The 15,007-nt window shown below is 39.6% G+C and carries 12 protein-coding genes and 1 pseudogene; 9 read left to right on the top strand and 4 right to left on the bottom strand.

Annotated elements, in window-relative coordinates:
* Positions 1 to 38: 38 nt before the first annotated feature.
* Together ACIFPW_RS21760 and ACIFPW_RS21755 are read right to left on the bottom strand one after the other, a co-directional pair.
* Positions 39 to 1,483: pseudogene (locus ACIFPW_RS21760) on the bottom strand (DEAD/DEAH box helicase).
* A 395-nt stretch (positions 1,484 to 1,878) separates the two neighbouring features.
* Positions 1,879 to 2,877, bottom strand: a complete 999-nt coding sequence (locus ACIFPW_RS21755; RefSeq protein WP_430247125.1) for a tRNA dihydrouridine synthase — start codon at positions 2,875 to 2,877, stop codon at positions 1,879 to 1,881.
* 625 nt (positions 2,878 to 3,502) lie between these two features.
* Here ACIFPW_RS21755 and mqo point away from each other — a divergent pair.
* From mqo to ACIFPW_RS21735, 4 genes are all read left to right on the top strand, one after another.
* The gene (mqo, locus tag ACIFPW_RS21750) at positions 3,503 to 5,065 is read left to right on the top strand and encodes a malate dehydrogenase (quinone) (protein WP_430247124.1); all 1,563 of its coding nucleotides are present in this window, start codon (positions 3,503 to 3,505) and stop codon (positions 5,063 to 5,065) included.
* Positions 5,066 to 5,273: 208 nt separating this feature from the next.
* Complete coding sequence (locus ACIFPW_RS21745; RefSeq protein WP_194218179.1) at positions 5,274 to 5,534, top strand: DUF4190 domain-containing protein; 261 nt, start codon at positions 5,274 to 5,276, stop codon at positions 5,532 to 5,534.
* 483 nt (positions 5,535 to 6,017) lie between these two features.
* Entirely contained in the window at positions 6,018 to 7,205 is a 1,188-nt protein-coding gene (locus ACIFPW_RS21740) for a ParM/StbA family protein (protein ID WP_194218180.1), read from the top strand.
* Between the two features lie 12 nt (positions 7,206 to 7,217).
* Entirely contained in the window at positions 7,218 to 7,781 is a 564-nt protein-coding gene (locus tag ACIFPW_RS21735; RefSeq protein WP_430247123.1) for a hypothetical protein, read from the top strand.
* Between the two features lie 46 nt (positions 7,782 to 7,827).
* On the opposite strand, the gene nagE is transcribed toward ACIFPW_RS21735, so the two are convergent.
* Complete coding sequence (gene nagE, locus ACIFPW_RS21730; RefSeq protein WP_430247122.1) at positions 7,828 to 9,693, bottom strand: N-acetylglucosamine-specific PTS transporter subunit IIBC; 1,866 nt, start codon at positions 9,691 to 9,693, stop codon at positions 7,828 to 7,830.
* A 185-nt stretch (positions 9,694 to 9,878) separates the two neighbouring features.
* On the opposite strand from nagE, the gene nagA reads away from it, so the two are divergent.
* Genes nagA through ACIFPW_RS21710 form a run of 4 tightly spaced genes read left to right on the top strand, consistent with a single transcriptional unit; the run spans position 9,879 to position 13,317 of the window.
* Positions 9,879 to 11,087 (top strand): N-acetylglucosamine-6-phosphate deacetylase, encoded by a 1,209-nt coding sequence (gene nagA, locus ACIFPW_RS21725; RefSeq protein ID WP_430247126.1) that lies wholly within the window; start codon positions 9,879 to 9,881, stop codon positions 11,085 to 11,087.
* The gene (nagB, locus tag ACIFPW_RS21720) at positions 11,074 to 11,808 is read left to right on the top strand and encodes a glucosamine-6-phosphate deaminase (RefSeq protein WP_430247121.1); all 735 of its coding nucleotides are present in this window, start codon (positions 11,074 to 11,076) and stop codon (positions 11,806 to 11,808) included. Before nagA ends, nagB begins: the two co-directional genes overlap by 14 nt.
* A 15-nt stretch (positions 11,809 to 11,823) precedes the next feature.
* Positions 11,824 to 12,546, top strand: coding sequence for a GntR family transcriptional regulator (locus tag ACIFPW_RS21715; protein ID WP_194218185.1), 723 nt, complete (start codon positions 11,824 to 11,826; stop codon positions 12,544 to 12,546).
* Between the two features lie 21 nt (positions 12,547 to 12,567).
* Positions 12,568 to 13,317: an SIS domain-containing protein gene (locus ACIFPW_RS21710; RefSeq protein ID WP_430247120.1), complete on the top strand. Its 750-nt coding sequence runs from the start codon at positions 12,568 to 12,570 to the stop codon at positions 13,315 to 13,317.
* Between the two features lie 423 nt (positions 13,318 to 13,740).
* Here ACIFPW_RS21710 and liaG read toward each other — a convergent pair whose 3' ends face one another.
* Positions 13,741 to 14,595, bottom strand: coding sequence for a LiaG family protein (liaG, locus tag ACIFPW_RS21705; RefSeq protein WP_430247119.1), 855 nt, complete (start codon positions 14,593 to 14,595; stop codon positions 13,741 to 13,743).
* A gap of 138 nt (positions 14,596 to 14,733) precedes the next feature.
* On the opposite strand from liaG, the gene ACIFPW_RS21700 reads away from it, so the two are divergent.
* Positions 14,734 to 14,964 carry an excisionase family DNA-binding protein gene (locus ACIFPW_RS21700; RefSeq protein ID WP_430247118.1) on the top strand — a complete coding sequence of 77 codons (231 nt, stop codon included), beginning with the start codon at positions 14,734 to 14,736 and terminating at the stop codon, positions 14,962 to 14,964.
* Positions 14,965 to 15,007: the final 43 nt, after the last annotated feature.

The raw sequence follows: 15,007 nt of genomic DNA, 5'->3' as shown, positions 1-15,007 counted from the left end.
ATTTATGTCCCAGCCTCTTAAGGATTTCTATAAATATTTTATTTAATGGCTATGCTCACTTTTAACTTCTTTGCTTTGATAGTCGCATTCTCCATGGCCTGTAGAACTAGTGAGCCCTTGCCATTCAGAATATCAACATAGGACATATGGTCATGGATGGTTATAATGCCGATATCCTCTGCAGTGACTCCAGAGATTTTTGCGATCGTTCCAACAAAATCAACAGCACGAATTTTCTTCTTTTTACCGCCGTTGAAATGGAGTTTCATAATATCTTGATTGATGCGGGCTGTTTTATTATTTCTTACAATTCGTCTGCTGTTAAGTTTTTCTTCGAAAGCTGCTTTTTTTCCAGCCAGTTCCAGATGGCTTGGAGCTTCTATAGCTGGTAGCTCAAAGCCGATGTACCTTTCAATTGCTTTAATGAATTTTCCTTCAAAAGGTGTCGAAAACGTAATGGCTTTTCCTTTATTTCCAGCGCGACCGGTTCTTCCTGTTCGGTGTACATAGCTCTCTTTTTCCATAGGAACATCGTAGTTGATAACAAGTGTCACATTATCAATATCAATACCTCTCGCAGCTACATCGGTAGCCACGAGATAGCGGAAGTTCCCCAGTTTGAAACCTTCCATAACAGAGAACCGGTCTTCTTGTTCTAGCCCCCCATGGAGTCTCTCGCAAGGGTATCCAGATTTCTCTAGTTCGCTATACACAGAATCAACGTGTTCTTTGGTTCTGCAGAAAATGAGGCAGCTGTCTGGATTTTCTACAACCGTGATGCTTTTAAGGAGTGAGATCTTTTCTTCTTCTCTCACTTCAATTAAAGAATGTTCAATGGTATCGGCTGTCATCCCGTCCGATTCAATCTCAATCTGAATCGGATCGTTCATATATTTATGGCATAGATTTTCAACATCTTTAGGCAAGGTAGCAGAAAAAACCATTGTTACTCGGTTTGAAGGCAGCTCTTTCATAATCGCTTCTACTTTATCGATAAAACCTCGATTAAGCATCTCATCAGCTTCGTCTATGATAAGATACTTTATTTGATCCAAAGCTAGAGTTTCTCGTTCAATATGGTCCATGACCCGTCCAGGAGTACCAACGACGCAATGAGTTTTTTGTTTCAATTCATCCTTTTGTTTCGTAAAAGGTTCTTTGCCATAAACGGACACTGCTTTAATGCGTTTAAACCTTCCGATATTCGTAATGTCTTCGCGGACTTGAACCGCAAGCTCCCTAGTAGGAGTAAGAATTAAGGCCTGTGGTTTTTTTCTTCCCATTCAATCATATCGGAAACAGGAATACCAAAGGAAGCAGTCTTTCCACTTCCTGTTTGAGCTTTTACGACAAGATCTTGATTTTCTAATGCTAATGGAATAACTTCACTTTGAACTTCTGTTGGCGTTTCGTATTTTAGCACAGCTAGTGCTCTTTTTATTTCTTCGCTTAGATGATATTCTGCAAAACTTTTTTTACTCATTTTTCAACCTCGTTTTTGGTTTTTCGTCATATGTATAGAATTCTCTCCAAAAAATATTATATGCATTATCAGAATATGGTCTATTATACTTTAAATGTCCGGGAGAAACCGGAATTTATAGTAAGTTTTTAAAAGTAACAGATATAAGTTGTCTTCCATTACATCTGATAAAGCTTTAAAGAAGTGCGGTCGAGCATCCATATTGACGCCAGACCAGTTTTCTTCTGTTGATTCTTGGTTTTTGCTCAATGCGATTGGTCATCACAAGGTGTCAATGAGGCAAAAACCAAAATGGTTTAATAACATAGTCTTATAAAAAAAGAGAAAAGCACGAATGGCCCTCCTCTCTTGTAAAAAATCTAAGAACGATTTGGTTTAAATGACTCAAACTTTACTCAAGAAATAGAAAAATTTTCACTTTCATTTGATCTTTCTTTTTCTTTAAACTCATCAAGAAGAACACGCACTTCATCAGTGGATTCCGTGCTCATAAGCTGATTCCTTAATTCACTTGCGCCACGGAATCCTTTTACATAGATCTTAAAAAAGCGGCGAAGCGTTATAAACTGACGCGTTTCTAGTTCTGCTGAATATTTATCATGTAAATCGAGCTGCAATCGAAGGAGATCAAGCAATTCTTCACTCGTATGCTCTTTCTTCTCTGTTTCAAAAGCAAACGGATTATGGAAAATCCCACGCCCAATCATAACGCCATCCACACCATACTTCTCAACAAGTTCAAGTCCCTTCTGACGGTCTGGAATATCGCCGTTGATCGTCAGAAGCGTATTAGGGGCAACTTCATCGCGAAGTTTCTTGATTTCCGGAATTAGCTCCCAATGCGCATCAACATTACTCATTTCCTTTTTCGTACGAAGATGGATGGAAAGATTAACAATATCCTGTTCTAGAAGGTGCTTCAGCCAGTGCCGCCATTCTTCCACTTCCGTATAACCAAGGCGAGTCTTTACGCTGACGGGCAATCCCCCCGCTTTCGCTTCCTGGATGATTTCCGCTGCAACATCAGGACGACGAATAAGTCCGCATCCCATCCCTTTAGTGGCAACATTAGGAGCAGGACAGCCCATATTGATATCCACTCCACGATAACCCATTTCCGCCATGCCAATGCTCATTTCTCGGAAGTATTCGGGCTTGTCTCCCCAAATATGGGCAACAATTGGCTGTTCATCTTCTGTGAATGTCAATCGTCCTCTTAAGCTGTCTTTTCCTTTCGGATGGCAGTAGCTTGCAGTATTAGTGAACTCTGTAAAAAACACGTCAGGTCTCGCTGCTTCACTCACAACATGTCGAAAAACAACATCCGTCACAGCTTCCATTGGAGCAAGAACAAAAAATGGTCGAGGCAACTCGTGCCAAAAATTATCTTTCATAGTATATCTGAACCCTTTCCTTAAGGGAAAACAAGTTCCCAAAATTAAAAAGTAATAATGTTTCTATCTTATCCATTACTAGTTAGACTGAATTTAACCATTATATACTTTAAAAGCATTCAATGAAAAGTGCAAGGGGAAGAGTCGTCTTGTGTTTAATTAGATCCTCTTGGAAATAAATCATAACTCTATAACCTCTGGACAAGAACACACAGGATTTAACACGGTTAAGAACGGGGAGAAAGGGGCAAATGGTAAGTATGATTCCAAAAAAGAATTTGGTTTGTTAGGAATCCTATCTTGGATAATATTTATTTTTCATGGTAGAAGTTGGTCTTTAAGCTACCTGGGTTAGTAAATACTAAAAGGCTCTTTTCATAGACATTGTTGCTATAGTAGGCGAAGTTCTGCTCCAATCAGCGATGTTTAGTGTTTATCCAACTTTATAATTTCCGATGCTAGTTTCTGTTTGGTTTCGCAAATCTCTTTTTCTTCAAATAACGTGTAATAATTAGTAAAAACGCATCAGATTATTAGATATTTTTTCTACAATTATAACAATTGACTATGATAAGGTATAATTAAGATAGAACATGTTGTGTACCTAAGAGTCGCCTTGCTTTTTATGACATGTGAGCATGAGCGCCTATTCTTTTTATTACAAATAAATGAGACAAGGAAGGGTATCATGAGCAAGAATCAAAAAAAAGACATTATCTTAATTGGTGCTGGAGTCATGAGTGCGACTTTAGGATCATTACTGACAGAATTAGCACCTAATTGGAACGTTAAAGTGTTTGAGAAACTAGGAAGTGCAGGAGAAGAAAGTTCTAACGAATGGAATAATGCGGGGACAGGCCATTCTGCACTATGTGAACTAAACTATACTTCTGAAAAGACCGATGGGTCGATAGACATTGAGAAAGCTGTCAAAATCAATGAGCAATTTCAGCTTTCAAAACAATTTTGGTCTTATTTAGTAAACAATCAATTGATTGATAAACCACAGGACTTTATCAAGCCTCTTCCTCACATGAGCCTTGTTCACGGGGGAGATAATGTAAAATTTTTGAAAAAGAGATTGGAAGCGTTGTCAGCTAACCCATTGTTTAAAGGAATGGAATTTTCGGACGATCCTGAGAAACTGAAAGAATGGATTCCACTTATCATGGATGGAAGAACGTCAGATGAACCGATTGCTGCAACAAAAATTGACTCTGGTACAGATGTCAATTTCGGAGCGTTAACCCGCATGCTGTTTGAGCATTTAGAGGGTGAAAAAGTAGAACTGCACTATAAGCATAGCGTAGAAGATATTAAACGAAATAGCGATGGCATCTGGGAAGTAAAGGTAAAGGATATCGACAACGACAATCTTGAGTATCACACAGCTGATTTCGTCTTTATTGGCGGTGGAGGAGGTAGTCTACCACTACTTCAGAAAACGGGTATTCCTGAGTCAAAGCATATTGGCGGATTCCCTGTAAGCGGACTCTTCATGGTATGCAATAATCCTGAGGTGATTGAGAAGCATCATGGAAAAGTATATGGAAAAGCCAAAGTTGGCGCTCCTCCTATGTCTGTTCCTCACCTTGATACAAGATATATTGATAATAAAAAAAGCTTGTTGTTTGGACCATTTGCGGGCTTTTCACCAAAGTTTTTAAAAGGCGGGTCAAATTTGGATTTAATTGGCTCAGTTAAGCCAAATAATATGTTAACAATGATGGCTGCTGGTTTAAAAGAGATGGGCCTTACAAAATATCTAGTGCAACAAGTTATGTTATCAGATGAAAAACGTATGGAAGAAGTTCGGGAATTTATTCCAACTGCCAAAAGTGAAGATTGGGATATCGTAACGGCTGGTCAACGTGTTCAAGTAATCAAAGATACGGAAGGTGGAGGAAAAGGAACGCTTCAATTTGGAACAGAGATTGTTAGTTCCTCTGACGGTTCCATTGCTGCTCTTCTTGGCGCTTCTCCAGGTGCCTCTACTGCTGTACACGTTATGCTTGAGATATTCGAGCGATGTTTCCCAGACATGTTGCCTGATTGGGAACCTAAAATTAAAGAAATGATACCTTCCTATGGCAAGTTATTAGGAGAAAATCCTGAGTTATTCAACGAAATCAATGCCTCAATAGTACAGACGCTTGCTCTCAATGAAAGTGAGCCCGCTTATAGTTAAGTTGTGAAGAAATAGAGGAGGATCTATAGCATTATTGGCTAGAGAAACCCTGATTATATTTGGCTTAGTGGGAAAATCCCTATAAAAGCATGTAGCAATTAATTGCTACATGCTTTTTTTGTGGAATAAAATCAATGCCACTCTAATAAATTCAATTATGTAAAAAAATAGTTTTCTAAAAAGAGATGATTTTTAGGGGGGAATTGATATGGAAGGAAATGTGAATGTAGCTCCACAACCAGAGAGCAATGGTCTCGCTGTATCTTCGATGGTGTTAGGTATTATTGGACTTGTGCTTTTTCTAGTGCCAATTATTCCTTATCCTTTGGCAATATTGGCGATCATTTTTGGAGTAATTGCGAAGAAAAACCCTCTTAAGAAAGGATTTGCCGTTACAGGGTTAGTTACGGGAATTGTTACGTTAGGTTTGAAAATATGGTTTTGGGCAGGAGTTGCCTCATTAATGTAACGTTTTTGAAGGGAAGGGGAGGGATTGGGTTCTCTCATCTTCCTTTTTCTATTGCTAATTCCGTACCTTTAAAGAAAAGACCTAGCTTGTTTTACTCTTCCTTTCTTTAGCATTTTTATTTTAAATACATAGTTTTTATGCTTACAATCTACAGATTGCAAAGAATAATAGGGGCATTCCAAAAGACAAACAGAATCCAAAAAAAGATGTATACATAAAATGTAGACATGTAAACAAAGCTGTATACTTGTAAACGAAAAATGTACGCAAGTATACAAAAGTGTACACACATTGATTTATAGGGATGTGTACATAATTGTTTACGTGTATACAGAAAAAGTACACATGTAAACGTATTTGTACACAAGTACACAAATTTGTAAACTAGATAGAATGACTCATTGACTTCATTTGCAAATTTCTATAAATTTTAAGTTAATAGTAGAAATACTAGATTTCAAATATGAAAGGATGGATTATTTTATGAGTAATTCAAGAATTGCAGCAGTCGATGTAGGTAACGACTCGTTAAAAGGAATCTATGGAAAACTTGAATCTGATCTATACATACCAAACGTAATTGCTAGAGATATAGAAGATCGCCCTGTAATTGGAATTGAAGAGTTGGATACTAAAGATCCGCTTGATGGCATTCATATTCGTGTACACTCCCCTGCTCTACAAGATAACAACGCGATCTATCGGGTTGGCAATCTAGCGACAAAGAGTGACAACCCAACAGAATTAGATCCAGGAAGCGCAAAATCAGAAGAGGATCAAACTCTTGTAATGTTGTTTGCATCACTTGCTCTAGATGCTGTTGATCCAAAGAACTCAGCAAATTTCAGAAATCAGAACGGCGTTGTAGATGCGAATTACACGCTTGGTACAGGACTTCCACTACGTGAAGTGAAAGAAGGAAAGGACGTTGGATATCGCTCAAGACTTCTAGGATCCGTCCACCAGGTAGAATTTCTTGTAACGCCTAAGTACCAAGGTAAGAAAGTTAATATTAAATTTGATGAAGTTAAGGTTTACCCTGAAGGTTTTGCTGCTTATATTAATCTTGTAATGGACAGCGATTTAAACATCATTAATAAAGACTTAATTGATAAGCGTATTTTGATTCAAGATATCGGTGGTCTTTCTACTGACATCGCGGTTATTAAGAATCGTAATGTCGACGATGATAAGGCGCAGGGCTTTAATCTTGGAGTTGCTGAGTCACTAGAAGCCATTCGTGAGGAAATACGCTCTAAGCATGGTGTGGAGCTCGACAGCCGTCGAGACGTAGTAGATATTATTACGAAGAAAAACGATCGTAATCATATTATGGTTCGCGGAAGTCGTACAAGCGTTCATGATATTACGGATCGCATTTTACTAGAACTAGCTAAGAAGCAATATCGCCATCTTCGTAACGTTTGGCAGAAGAACTCTCAATCTGAAATCTGCTATTTCGTTGGTGGTGGCTCCATTGTTCTAAAAGATTACCTTAAAACATTGAATAACAACCTTGATGGCTACAATATTGATTTCTTTGAAGATGAAAAAGAAAGCATTTGGATGATGTCGAATGCTTACTACAAGCTCATCTCTGACTTTAATCGTAAGAATAATAAAGACAAGCCCCAGGAAAAGAGAGAAGAAAAGAACAAGGTCAAAAACTAGTAGGGTGATTTGATGAAAAAGGCGGGGATGACGGGGATTCAGAGAGGACAGGCGATTACATTTCGTCTTCCCTCTGATACACCTGATCATATTCTAAAGCAGCTTCAGAAGTTAAAGGACGAAGAAAAGCGTAACTTCTCAAGCCGCGTTGCGGAGTATGTGTTAGATGGTGTCACGCAAACGATAAGGCGCGATAATGATGCTATTACTGTGCCTTTGCCTAAGGGATTAAGCAAAGCCCAACGAGATTGGCTTAAGCATGAGCATTCAGAAGCGCTTCTTGGCAACATCGTTTACCAAATTTTATCTGATCCAGTGCGGGCTGCATCACTCCTTGCATCTTTTAACAGCAACTCGATTGATATTGATCAGGCGCTTTATTTGCAAGATGAAGTTTCGAAAAGAACTATGCCAAAAGCCGTTTATGAACCGATTGAAGCACCTTCCAAGTCGTCTGATGATGATTTGATGAATTTTGATTGGGATCAGGCGCAACAGGAGCAAAGTTCAGCGGTAGAGGAAGAAGAAAGCGCAGATGATTTGCTCGGAGGATTTCTTGATAAAATGAATAAATAAAAAAGAAAGGCAGCGGATATCCGCTGCCTTTCTTCGTTTTTGGCGATTAATCAATCGAAATGATTCCACTATCGCCTTGATTAATATTTCCGGATTTTTTGATTTTCAACTTTTGTAAATTCGTGAAAATGACTGGAGTTGCAACTGAAGGTACGGAACGTCTGACGCTACTTATATCGACCGTCATAAGCTTATCGCCTCTCTTAACTGTATCCCCTTCGTTTACAAGTGTTGTAAAGCCTTCTCCTTTTAAGTTGACGGTATCAATTCCTACATGGATCAATATCTCAACGCCGCTATTCGACTTAATGCCGATTGCATGCTTTGTAGGGAAAATGCTTATAATCTCACCATCAACAGGTGAAACGAAATGACCGTCTTCAGGAAGAATTGCGAAGCCATCCCCCATCATTCCTGCAGAAAATACTTGGTCTGGAACTTCCTGAAGTGGAATAATTTTTCCTTTGACTGGCATGACGAAATCTTGCTCAGCTAGCGTTTTTGTAAAATTGATAGTTGGATCGTCGCTCTCTCTAGAAGCATGTGAATTTGTTCCACGCATTGCATCTGCAACAAATTCCACATCAGTTCCTACGATGATCTGCAAGTTGCGGTTGTTAACTTTCACTACACCTCGAGCACCGTGACGCTTTAATTCTGCTTCGTCTACTTTTGTCATGTCATTCATTTGTAAGCGGAGTCTTGTTGTACAATTATCAATAGATGAGATGTTATCAATGCCACCAATGCTTCGGATAAAGTGACCTGCCATTACATCGTATTTGTCTTCTTTTGAAGCTGGTGCATTTGTTGGATATGACATGTCTTCATCTTCGCGTCCAGGTGTTTTGAGATTTAATTTTTTAATGAGGAAATAGAATACAACAAAGTAGATTCCTCCGTAAATAATCCCAATAACAAGTAGTAGACCTGCCTTCTGTGCCAAACCGTAATTTAGGAAAAAGTCAATGGCTCCTGCAGAAAAACCGAAGCCGTGGTGGATATCCAGCACATACGCCAGAACCATCGAACTGGCAGTTAATAGAGCGTGAATCCCATACAATAATGGTGATAAGAACATAAAGGCAAATTCAATTGGTTCAGTAATCCCTGTTAAGAAGGATGCAAATGCGATTCCGATTAACATTCCGCTTACTTCTGCTCTTCTATCCTTTTTAGCAGCTGCAATCATTGCAAAACACGCTGCCGGAAGTCCGAACATCATAATTGGGAAGAAACCAGCCATAAATATACCAGCGGTTGGATCTCCAGCAAAGAATCGATTCAAGTCTCCAGTTGCTCCGTTGTAATCACCAAAGACAAACCAAACTAAACTATTTAGGACATGGTGTAGACCGAATGGAATAAGAAGTCGATTTAAGAATCCGAATGCACCAACACCAAGTGCTCCTGCATCGATAATCCATTGTCCGATCGAATTAATGCCCTCTTGAATCGGAGGCCAAACAAATCCAAATATTCCTGCTAGAATAACCATTGCTGTTGCTGTGACGATAGGGACAAAGCGTCGTCCACCAAAGAAACCAAGCCAGGTCGGAAGCTTAATATCATGAAATCGATTATAAAGAAGTCCCGCAACGATACCAGAAAGGATTCCTCCAAGTATCGCCATATTAATATTCTCATTCACTGCTTGAGTCCCCTGTGTAAGAACAAGGTAACCGATGGCACCGGCTAGACCAGCCGCACCGTTGCTGTCTTTAGAAAATCCAATGGCTACACCTATTGCGAAGATAAGTGCGAGATTATCAAATATGGCTCCACCAGCTGCTGCTACAAATGGAATACCAAGTAAGTCATCCTGCCCTAACCTCAATAGCAAGGCAGCAGCCGGAAGTACAGCAATTGGTAGCATTAAGGACTTACCAATACGTTGTAAAGCTCCGAGCATTTACGTTCAACCCCTTTCGAAATTTGAAAACGTTTTATTGTCATGTTCATCATAACAGCACTAAATATAGTTGTCTATACCAATTTCCTCGTACAGGACGAATTTAGGCTTACACTGGTATAGACAACTGTACTTAATGGTGGTACGATTTTAATAACAAGATGAACCGAAAAAAGGAGTGTCTCATCGTGAATGAAGCGTGTTTTGTTATTGATCATGTGACAGTTTATAGCGAAGAACAAACGATCCAAAACGGCTATCTTAAAGTCGATAACGGTAAAATTATTGAAATAGGTCATACAGATGAACGTACTATAGCAGGACAAGAAAAAGTCTATTCATTTAATGAAAGCGTATCTGTGCTTCCTGGAATGATTGATGTCCATATTCATGGCGTGAATGGAGCCGATACGATGGACGCTTCCACTGAAGCGCTTGATACTATTTCGAAAGCACTTCCAGGTGAAGGAACAACGAGCTTTCTAGCAACGACTATTACTCAGGAAGCAAAGGCGATTGAGCGTGCTATTCAGAATGCAGGCGAGTACTTAATGGAGAGACAACAACCAGGACATGCGGAAGTACTTGGCATTCACTTAGAAGGTCCATTTCTTAATAGTAAGCGGGCTGGTGCACAGCCACTACTTGCCATGCAGCGACCAGATGTGGATGTGTTTAAAGCTTGGAATAAACTAGCAAACAACACGATTAAGCTAGTTACCCTGGCACCTGAAGTAGAAGGTGGCATGGAACTTGTTCGATATTTAACAGAAAGAGGTATTGTGGCTTCAATTGGTCATTCCGATGCCACATATGAGCAGGTCATGGAGGCAGTTGAATGTGGTGCCTCTCACGTTACCCACCTCTATAATGGGATGAGAGGTCTCCATCATCGTGAACCGGGTGTAGCAGGTGCTGCTCTGTTAAGTAAGCAGTTGAAAACAGAAGTGATTGCAGATGGGTATCATGTAAGACCTGAAATGATTAAGTTAGCTTATTTTCAAAAATCAGATGCTGGGATGATTCTAATCACCGATGCGATGAGAGCCAAATGTCTAAAAAATGGTCGCTATGATTTGGGTGGACAAGATGTTGAGGTGAAAGATGGTAAAGCGCTATTAGATAATGGAACTTTGGCAGGTAGTGTGCTGAAAATGAAGGATGCACTTGCTAACATCCAGGCTTTTACGGGCTGCACTCTTGAAAACGCAATAAAAATGGCATCGGAAAATCCCGCGAAACAGCTTGGTGTTTTTGATCGAAAAGGAAGCCTTGCCGTGGGAAAAGACGCAGACTTTTTCTTACGATCCAATGATGGAGAAGTAATGATGACATTTTGTAATGGACATCTTGCATATACGAATAAAGGAGATGTAGAAAATGAGAATCATTGAAGCACATGACTATGAGCATATGAGTGAACTGGCAGCGAATTATCTTATTGATAAAATTCATACACATCCAAGTATGGTTTTGGGACTTGCGACTGGAGGAACTCCGCAAGGGACTTATAAGCATTTAATTCAGGATCATCAACGAAATCATACTACCTACAGGAAGATCACTACTTATAACCTTGATGAGTATGTCGGTTTTTCAGCTGATAATCCGAACAGTTACCATGCTTTCATGTATGAGAAACTTTTTGGAAAAATCGATATTCCAAGTGAGAATATACATCTTCCAAATGGTACGGCGATTGATCTTAATGATGAATGTAAAACATATGAAGAAAGCATTAAAGAGTCAGGTGGAATTGATGTGCAACTACTCGGAATGGGTAGTAACGGGCATATCGGATTTAATGAGCCTGGGACTTCTTTTGAAGCTACAACACAAATAGTTCAGCTAGCTCAATCTACTAGAGAAGCCAATGCTCGTTTTTTTAACGATATTACCGAAGTACCACATGAAGCTATTACGATGGGGATTGCAACCATCATGAAAAGCAAAGAGATTTTGCTACTTGTTGCAGGAGAAGCCAAAAATGAGGCAATGAGGAAATTGGTGGAAGGTGAAGTGGACGAATCCTTTCCTGCATCGGTGTTAAACAGGCATTCTCATGTTACAATTATTGCTGATAAAAAAGCGTTATCAGGCGTAACAGTGCGCTGAAAGGAGTTATTTCCGATGATTGATAAGACGTCCCCATTACCTATTTATTATCAGTTAGTTGAGTGGATAAAAGGACTGATTGAAAGAGGCGAGTTAACCCCAGGAGATTCGCTTCCATCCGAGCGAGAATATGCAGAGCGCTTTGGCATTAGTCGCATGACAGTAAGACAGGCCATTACAGAGCTGGTTAATGAGGGTTACCTCTATCGACAAAAGGGAGTAGGTACCTTTGTTGCTGAGAAAAAAATTGAGCAACAGCTGATGGGGTTAACAAGTTTTACCGAAGATATGAAATCACGTGGCATGGAACCAAGTAGTAAACTAGTAGGGTTTGAAATTGTACCTGCTCCACCTTATATATCGGAGCAGTTAAAAATACAGGATCACGCACCTGTTTACGAAATTAAACGGGTCAGACTTGCTGATGGTATCCCAATGGCACTTGAGAAGACGTACATCTCGGCTAACCTTGTAAAAGGGTTGACGGAAGAAACTGTACAGCACTCTTTATATCATCACATTGAAAATCAGCTAGCGATCAAGATTGAGGAAGCGACCCAAGTGTTAGAGTCTTCTGTAGCAACTCAGCAGGAGGCAGAATACCTAAATATACAAAAAGGAGCACCGATACTGCTCATTCAGAGGAATACGAAACTAGCGGATGATACACCGCTTGAAGTAGTGAAGTCTTCGTACAGAGCAGATCGGTATAAATTTATGATTACACTTAAGCGTTAATTTCATTGAGGAGGCGTTCATTTGTTTCATGATTACTTCAACAAAATTAGAACATCCCTTCAAGTAATTGAAGAGAAAGAAGCCGTTTCTATCGAGCGAGCAGCAGTCGCTCTAGCTGATAGCATCGAAAACGGAAAAATCATTCATGTATTTGGATGTGGACATTCTCACATGATGGTGGAAGAAGTTTTTTACCGTGCAGGTGGGCTTGTGCCAGTTCGTCCTATTTTTATTGAAGACTTAATGCTCCATAGAGGCGGAACGAGATCTTCTGCTCTAGAGCGAACGAATGGATTAGCCCGGGAATTCATGGCGGACCAGGATATTCAAAAAGGCGATGTAGTGATCGTTGTATCGACGTCAGGTCGTAACCCGGTTCCGATTGATGTTGCCCTTCTTAGTAAAGAAAGAGGAGCGTACGTTATCGGCTTAACCTCACGAAAAGCTTCAAATGGACAATCATCTCGTCACAAAGAAGGAAAGTACTTGTACGATGTAGTAGATCAAGTGATTGATAACCATGTTGAGGTGGGTGATGCGGTGATTCAAGATACAGAGAATCAAGTCTCATTTGGTTCAATCTCTACCGTTATAGGAATGGGGATCCTGAACGGTATTACTGTAGAAACTATTCATCAGTTGATTGAACGGGGAATAACTCCTCCTGTGTTTAAGAGCGGGAATGTAGACGGGTCAGATGAATCGAATCAGGCATTGGTTGAGAGATACAAATCACGTATTCCGCTCCTCGAAGGCAATCAAGATTTTTAGCAAAAAAATCTCTTATTTTAAAGACTATGTAATTGAATGTTGTTGATATTAGACTCATTTACGCCCTGTGGTGACCAATCGGATTGGTCATCATAGGGCGCCCTTTCAGTAGAGCTGAAAAGTGGTTTTTTTCTTTATAGCGAGGTATTTTGTAAGCTTGCTTTTTATGCTTTGTTTCTGATTTCTGAATGAAGAGAATGCTCAAGATTCCTATAATGGTAATGAGCGTTCCACCGAGTATAATTACGAAGGCAGGGCTATAAATATTACCTAGAACATGTTAAGGAATATTTTCATGGAAATAATTTGGTGATGTGAAATGATAAATGCCGTTATAGTAACCGACGAGTAAACCAAATCGTTTATTTTCCATTGAAAACTCAAAAATAACCTGCCATCCTATTGGAAAGCAGGTGTTCCTTTTTAATAAACGCTGGCGCTTCCGCTTGAAAGGGATATCTTCACGTGATACTTCCCTGAACCATGTACTCCTGATATTTCCTTATTGCTAATCGTCTGCTCTTCTAAAGTGAATTTGGTTGAGATGTCCCCGCTGCTTGCCTCACTATCCAATGTGAAATCAGCATTGTCCGGAAGGTCCAAATCAACATCACCTGAACTAAGGTCAAACGATACATCCCCTGTTAACTGATCCATTTGAACTTTCATGTCACCTGATGACATTTTTCCCTCAAGTGGGCCAGAATAATGGGTTAAAATCACGTCTCCAGAACTTATATCAAAGCTTCCCTTTTCGGTTGAAAGTCGATCAATGATAAGACGACCAGATGAGCCGTCATGCTCGAAGCTTTTTGTTTCCAGGTTGGAAAGTTCAACATCACCCGAACTCATATCAATATCTACTTCGTTTAAAATGGTAGGATTTTCTTCATTATTGAAGACAACACTTCCTGAGCCAACCTCAAGCTTGAGATCGTGTTTAAAGTCTTCTGGGAGGTAAACAGTAACATCTGATCCCCCGTTAAAGTTAAAAAACTTATACCACTTTCGCTTCACTTCAACTTCAATCGCATTTCCCTTCTTTCTCACCGAAAGCTCTCCACTACCATTTAAGGTTGCTTTCACATCATCACGTGATTCAGTGACTATGTTCATATCACTGCTGTGCGTCAAAATACTAACTTGATTAATTTTTTCACTTAACTCAATGCTGTTCTCATCACTTCCTCGTGCAAAAAGAGAGGTGTTTTCAAATAAAATTAATAAAACCGCCCCTACTGCAAGCAACCCAACAATGACCATAAATCCACTTCTCACTATATTTCCTCCCCGAGTTTCCGTCGTTATGCTATTCCCTATGGTAATCTTATAGTAGTTCAAGTCATCTAAACATCATCTAGAGTATTAAATTGGAATAAGACTTGAGCCGTAATGACGTATATTGGAGGCAGGCGCATGTACCTCACTATTAAAGAAACGGCAGAATATTTATCTTTACCAGAATCCTATATCGAAACGCTCATTCGAGAGAAGCGCGTTCGCACCATTTTTGATGGTGAGCAATATTTGCTATATAAAGAGCAGTTTAATACTCATTTTGAACAGTTGGAAAAAATGAAGAGACAATTAGAAGAAGAAGCCAATGAGGCGCTTCCAGAAGATCCAGATGTAAAAGATGAAGATTAAGTAAGGTTTAGAACTCAAGTAAGAAGAGGCTGGGACAAAACCC

This window comes from Pseudalkalibacillus sp. NRS-1564, from assembly GCF_050467905.1.
GTDB classification, from domain to species: Bacteria; Bacillota; Bacilli; order Bacillales; family Guptibacillaceae; genus Guptibacillus; species Guptibacillus hwajinpoensis_B.
The sequence above is the reverse complement of the archived record's forward strand: the minus strand, read 5'-3'. Positions and strand labels throughout refer to the sequence as shown.